We start from the raw sequence: 6,294 nt of genomic DNA on the forward strand, positions 1-6,294 counted from the left end.
CAACTGCCTCGTCTTCGAGGACGCGCCGGCCGGCATTGCGGCGGCCGAAGCCGCGGGCGCCGCAATCGTGGTGATAAGCGCCACGCACCGGCATCCGTTGGAGACGCCACATGCCACCATCGCCGGCTATCAAGCGATCGGCATCGCCGTCGATGCCAGCGGCTGGATTGCCATCGAAGCGGAGCGGACCGCGCAGCCTGCCTAGTTTGGCACCCTGCTTGGGCTAAAAGTCGCTGGTCAGACCCTTGACCTCCCAGTCACCATAGCGGCCGGGCTCCTTGCCGCCGCGCCCGCCGATCTCTCTCGGTTGTGCGGCTTCCTTCTCGCGATATTTCTCCCGCCGGGCCTCGGCCTCGGCCAAGGCGCGCCTAGCTGCCGGCGTCAGCGGCTTTTGCGGCGAGCCGTTAGCTTGCGTTTGGCTGGTTTTGTCGATCATGCGATCTTCCGCTAGATTGAAACAGCCCCGATTGAAACGGGAACCGCTGTTTCCCATCATATAGCGATGGGCCCACAAGGATCGACCCCTTTGTTGGGCCAGAACGGAGCAGACGATGAACACCCTTCGCACCGCCATGCTTTTGGCCGCAATGACGGCCCTGTTCATGGGCGTCGGCTATCTGGTCGGCGGATCCGGCGGTATGATGATTGCCTTGCTGATCGCCGCCGGCACCAATTTGTTCAGCTATTGGAACGCCGACAAGATGGTGCTGTCGATGCACCGTGCGATCGAGGTCGACGAACGCAACGCGCCTGAATATTACGCCATCGTGAAGGGTCTCGCGCAACGTGCCGGCCTGCCGATCCCGAGAACCTATCTCATCGACAATCCGCAGCCCAATGCCTTCGCCACCGGCCGAAATCCGCAAAATGCCGCTGTCGCCGCCAGCACCGGCCTGCTCGAGCAGCTCTCGCATGAAGAAGTCGCGGCGGTGATGGCGCATGAGCTCGCCCATGTGCAGCACCGCGATACGCTAACCATGACGATCGTCGCCACCTTTGCCGGCGCAATTTCGATGCTCGGCAATTTCGCCTTCTTTTTCGGCGGCAACCGCGACAACAACAATTCCTTTGGCATCGTCGGCGTGCTGGTGGCGATGATAGTCGCGCCCCTGGCAGCCATGATCGTGCAGATGGCGGTGAGCCGCACCCGCGAATACGAGGCCGACCGGCGCGGTGCCGAAATCTGTGGACACCCGCTGTGGCTCGCCTCGGCACTTGACAAGATCGCGCGGGGCGCCGAACGCATCCGCAACCCGGATGCCGAGCGCAATCCAGCAACCGCCCATCTCTTCATCATCAATCCTCTTTCCGGCGAGCGTATGGACAGTTTGTTTTCCACTCACCCGAGCACAGAAAACCGCATCGCCGCGTTGCAGAGGATGGCGAGCGAAATGGCCGGCGCACCCGAAGCGGCCGCGACGCCAAGGCCGGCGCCGGAAGGGACCGGGCAGCAGCCGTCTGGTCCGTGGGACAGGGCCGCGCGGCCCGAGAGGCCGCCTGAGCCGGCCAAGCCGAGACCCAATCCCTGGGGACGCAATCCGACCGGACCCAAAGGTCCGTGGTCGTGAGCTTAGCGAAGCGCCGGCACGGAATTTCAGGCGATCGTGAACACAATTCGAGCGGCGAGTACGTAGCCGGCCTCGCCGCGCGCAAGGCAGCCGCGCGCCTGCTTGCCGCCGTCATTGATGCGAAAACGCCACTCGACGGGCTGACCGACCATGAGAACGGCCATCCGCAATACAAGGCGCTCGACTTGCGCGACCGCGCCCTGGTGCGCGCTATTCTGGTCACCGCTCTGCGCTACCGCATGACCATATCAGGCCTTTTGGCCCGCCGCCTGGAAAAGCCGCTGCCGCCCAACGCCACCGCGCTTTCGCACATCTTGCATGTGGCGGCGGCGCAGATCCTGTTCCTCGATGTTCCCGACAGCGCCGCAGTCGACCTCGCCGTGACGCACGCCAAGTCCGATCCGCGCACGGCGCGCTTTTCCGGCCTCGTCAACGGCGTGCTGCGCACGCTGGCGCGGGCCAAGCAGGACGAGCTCGCGGCCGCACTTGCCGCCACCGACGAGGCGCCAAAATGGTTTTCCGACCGTTTGAAAACGGTCTACGGCCTCGACAAGGCCAGGCAGATACTGCTCGCCCATCGCCATGAGGCGCCGGTCGATTTCTCGGTCAAGTCGGACCCAGCGCTGTGGGCCGAACGGCTCGGCGGCTTTGTCTTGCCGACCGGCACGGTGCGGGTGGAAAAGCTCAGCGCTTCCGTTACCGAACTGCCCGGTTTCGCGGAAGGCGCCTGGTGGGTTCAGGATGCGGCGGCCAGCCTGCCGGCCCGGCTGTTCGGCAACGTCAATGGTTTGCGAATCGCCGACCTCTGTGCCGCCCCCGGCGGCAAGACCGCCCAGCTGATCCTCGCCGGCGCCCACGTCACCGCGCTCGACATGTCCAAAACGCGGCTGGCACGGCTGACGCAAAACCTCGAACGGCTCGGTCTGGCCGCCGAGATCGTCCAGGCCGATCTGCTCAAATACGAGCCGAAGGACCGCTTCGACGCCGTCCTCATCGACGCACCTTGCTCTTCGACCGGCACGGTGCGCCGGCATCCCGACGTTCCCTGGACGAAGACGGCGGCCGACGTCGAAAAACTGGCCGACCTGCAACGCCGGCTGCTTGCCCGCGCCGTCACCCTGGTCAAGCCTGGCGGTCGCATCGTCTTTTCCAACTGTTCACTCGATCCGCTGGAAGGCGAAGAGCTCTATCGCGACTTTCTTGCCGGCGATGCGGAAATCGTCGACGACCCGCTTCGGCCGGGTGAGATCGCCGGCATCGACCCGTTCCTGACGCCGCAAGGCATGTTGCGCACCACGCCTGCCGATCTGGAGCTAGGCTCGCCGAGCCGCTCGGGGCTGGACGGCTTCTTTGCCGCCCGCATGCGCAGAGCCGGCTAAGGGCCGATCTTGAAGCGCCATCCGACTTCTTGGGGCGAGGAGGCATGGAAAACAGGCTGAACGGCCACGCTGCCGCGGAATTCGCCTTCGCACAAGTTCTTGAATCATATAAACTTGTGCTTGGGTGAGGACGATCAGGAGGGGTTTTGGCAATCGCTGCCGGTAACACGACGCGTCTGTGGACGCTTGTCGCGAGGGAGTTCTGGCGCAAGACGCGCCGGCGCTTGCGTGCCGGGCCACTCTATCGCTGGCGCTACTCAGGCCGCACGCCGGAGCGCGTCCTGATTGCCCCGCCGGACCTGCGTCTCGCCGACCCTCAGATCGCGCTCGAGATCTATTACGGCCGCTATCCGCTTTCGGGGCATCTGGTCGAGACAGGCGGCAAATCGCCCTTCCAGATCGATGTGCCCAATCCCGGCTGGCAAAAGACGCTGCACGGCTTTCGCTGGCTGCGCCATATGCGTGCCGCAGGTACCGAGCTCGCCGCCGCCAACGCGCGGGCGCTGGTTTCCGACTGGATTGCAATCCATGGCAGCTATATTTCCGGCGTCGCCTGGGAGCCCGGCACGACGGCCAAGCGTGTCATTGCCTGGCTGCAGCATTCCTCGATCGTGTTGCAGGGCGCCGAATTTCCGTTCTACCGCGCGTTTCTGAAATCGCTCGCCGTCCAGATCCGCTATCTGCGCGCCATGGCGCGCGAGATGCCGGACGGCAAGGACAGGCTGCGCGCGCGCATTGCGCTGGCCTTTGCCGCTTTGTCGCTGCCGGCGCCGGCCTCGGCGCTGCGCGGTGCCACCCGAAATCTCGCCGAGGAGCTCGACCGCCAGATCCTGCCTGACGGAGGCCATATCTCGCGCAATCCGATGACCGTGCTTGAAATCCTCGCCGACCTTCTGCCGTTGCGCCAGACATACGCCAATCAGGCCGAGACGCCGCCGGTCGCCCTGATCGGCGCCATCGACCGGATGCTGCCGGCACTGCGCTTCTTTCGCCATCAGGATGGTAGCCTTGCCCGCTTCAACGGCATGGGCGCCACTATTCACGACCGTATCGCCAGCATCCTGCATCACGACGACACCGCCGGCGCACCGTTGCTGCACGCGCCGCATTCGGGTTATGAGCGCCTGTCGATGGGCGGTGTCACGGTGATCGCCGATACCGGCCCGCCACCCCCCGTCGACGTATCCAATGCCGCTCACGCCGGATGCCTCGCCTTCGAATTGTCGTCGGGCCGCCAGCACTATATCGTCAACGCCGGAATAGACACTTATGGCGCCGCCGAGTTCCGGCCGCTTGCCCGCGCCACCGCCGCCCACTCGACCGCCACCATCAACGACACGTCGTCGTCGCGCTTCAACCACTCCCTGCGCGTCAACGACCTGCTCGGCACGCCTTTGATCGGCGGACCGCAGCATGTGCCTTGCAAGCGCACCGACCAGAGGGGCAGCCAAGGCTTCATCGCTCGCCATGACGGCTATGTGGCGCGCTTCGGCTTCCTGCATGAGCGTGAGCTGAAATTATCGACCGAGGGCAATGTGCTTGCCGGCAGGGATCGCTTCCTGCGCCCGGGCGGCGCTTCTATCCGCAACAATGGCCGTGATTTCGTCACGGTGCGTTTCCATGTCCATCCCGATATAAACCTGCTCCAGGATGAGCATGACCGTCTGGTGCTGGCCGCCGACCATGCCGACACCTGGGTGTTTACCTCTACCGAAGTGGCGCCCGAGGTCGAGGAATCGATCTATTTCGCCGGACTCGGCGGCCCACGCCGCAGCCGCCAGATCGTGCTTGCCTTCAAGGCCTCGGAAATTTCCGAGGTCCACTGGCAATTGACGCGCACCATCATCGCCGGCCGTCCGGAAAAAGCTGAAGCCGGTGGCACCGGCAGACACTGATCAAGCCTTGCGGCTTGATTTCCGGGCCTCATATGCTACGGCCCGCGGACGCTCTCCAACCAGAACTGGAAAGGCCGCCAGCCCATGGCCGTCGCCGCCAAGAATATTCCCGCGCCCGACCTTGTACCCATCCGTCGCGCGCTGCTCTCCGTCTTCGACAAGACCGGCCTGATCGATTTCGCCAGGGCGCTGGCCTCGGCCGGCGTCGAGCTGGTCTCGACCGGCGGCACCGCAAGGGCCCTTGCCGAGGCGGGCATGGCGGTGCGCGACGTGTCCGAGCTCACCGGCTTTCCCGAGATCATGGACGGCCGCGTCAAGACGCTGCACCCGTCGGTGCACGGCGCACTGCTTGGCGTGCGCGACGATCCCGAGCACGCCGCGGCGATGCGCGACCACGGCATCGAGCCGATCGATCTCGTCGTCTCCAATCTTTATCCGTTCGAAGAGGTGCGTCGCTCCGGCGCCGACTACGCGGCGATCGTCGAGAACATCGACATCGGCGGCCCGGCGATGATCCGAGCCTCGGCCAAGAACCACGCCTATGTCGGCATCGTCACCGACCCCGATGACTATGCCTCGGTGCTCAACGCGTTGGAGATGAATTTCGGGTCGTTGTCGCTGGATTTCCGCAAGAAGCTGGCAGCCAAGGCCTTTGCCCGCACCGCCACCTACGATGCGGCGATTTCGGGATGGTTCGCCGAGGCGCTTGAGATCGAGCATCCGACATGGCGCGCCTTCGGCGGCAAGCTGCAATGGGTGATGCGCTATGGCGAAAACCCGCATCAGGGCGCCGGCTTCTATGTCAATGGCGACAGGCGGCCGGGCGTCGCCACGGCGCGCCAGCTTCAGGGCAAGCAGCTTTCCTACAACAACATCAACGACACCGACGCTGCCTTCGAGCTGGTCGGCGAATTCGATCCGGCCCGCTCCGCCGCAATTGCCATCATCAAGCACGCCAATCCGTGCGGCGTCGCCGAAGCCGCTTCGCTGCAGGCGGCCTATGCCAAGGCGCTGGCCTGCGATCCGATCTCGGCCTTCGGCGGCATCGTCGCCATGAACCGCATCCTCGATGCAGCAACCGCCGAAGAGATCGTCAAGACCTTTACCGAAGTGATCATCGCACCGGAGGCGTCCGAAGAAGCAGCCCGTATCATTGCCGCCAAGAAGAATCTACGCCTTCTGGTCACCGGCGGCCTGCCCGACCCGCGGGCGGCGGGCCTTGGCTTAAAATCGGTTGCCGGCGGCTTGCTCGTGCAGGGCCGCGACAATGCGGTGGTGGATGATCTCGACCTGAAAGTGGTGACCAGGCGCGCTCCGACACCAGCCGAATTGGCCGATCTGAAATTCGCCTTTCGCGTGGCAAAGCACGTCAAGTCGAACGCCGTCGTCTATGCCAGGGATGGCGCCACCGTCGGCATCGGTGCCGGCCAGATGAGCCGGGTCGATTCCTCG

5 protein-coding genes and 1 pseudogene are annotated in these 6,294 nt (G+C 64.8%); 5 read left to right on the top strand and 1 reads right to left on the bottom strand.

Annotation, left to right across the window (positions count from 1 at the left end; genetic code table 11):
- A pseudogene (locus E5W70_RS08625) lies at nt 1–205 on the top strand (HAD family hydrolase); the annotation flags it as partial.
- An 18-nt stretch (nt 206–223) separates the two neighbouring features.
- On the opposite strand, the gene E5W70_RS08630 reads toward E5W70_RS08625, so the two are convergent.
- The gene (locus E5W70_RS08630) at nt 224–436 is read right to left on the bottom strand and encodes a DUF1674 domain-containing protein (RefSeq protein WP_292656502.1); all 213 of its coding nucleotides are present in this window, start codon (nt 434–436) and stop codon (nt 224–226) included.
- Between the two features lie 115 nt (nt 437–551).
- Here E5W70_RS08630 and htpX point away from each other — a divergent pair, with 115 nt between their 5' ends.
- From htpX to purH, 4 genes are all read left to right on the top strand, one after another.
- Nucleotides 552–1,568: a zinc metalloprotease HtpX gene (gene htpX / locus E5W70_RS08635; RefSeq protein WP_292656505.1), complete on the top strand. Its 1,017-nt coding sequence runs from the start codon at nt 552–554 to the stop codon at nt 1,566–1,568.
- A complete protein-coding gene (locus tag E5W70_RS08640) occupies nt 1,565–2,947 on the top strand; it encodes an RsmB/NOP family class I SAM-dependent RNA methyltransferase (RefSeq protein ID WP_292656508.1) in 1,383 nt (460 codons plus the stop codon). The genes htpX and E5W70_RS08640 overlap by 4 nt, the downstream gene beginning before the upstream one ends.
- A gap of 146 nt (nt 2,948–3,093) precedes the next feature.
- Nucleotides 3,094–4,842, top strand: a complete 1,749-nt coding sequence (locus E5W70_RS08645; RefSeq protein ID WP_292656510.1) for a heparinase II/III family protein — start codon at nt 3,094–3,096, stop codon at nt 4,840–4,842.
- Between the two features lie 84 nt (nt 4,843–4,926).
- Nucleotides 4,927–6,294, top strand: a 1,368-nt coding sequence (gene purH, locus E5W70_RS08650) for a bifunctional phosphoribosylaminoimidazolecarboxamide formyltransferase/IMP cyclohydrolase (RefSeq protein ID WP_292656512.1), incomplete at its 3' end; no start/stop codon positions are given.

Origin of the sequence: Mesorhizobium sp., from assembly GCF_005063415.1 — a bacterium.
Taxonomy (GTDB): Bacteria; Pseudomonadota; Alphaproteobacteria; order Rhizobiales; family Rhizobiaceae; genus Mesorhizobium.

Coding starts and splice junctions, on each gene's coding strand:
- E5W70_RS08630 (WP_292656502.1), bottom strand. CDS start 436: ATGATCGACAAAACCAGCCAAACGCAAGCTAACGGCTCGCCGCAAAAG.
- htpX (WP_292656505.1), top strand. CDS start 552: ATGAACACCCTTCGCACCGCCATGCTTTTGGCCGCAATGACGGCCCTG.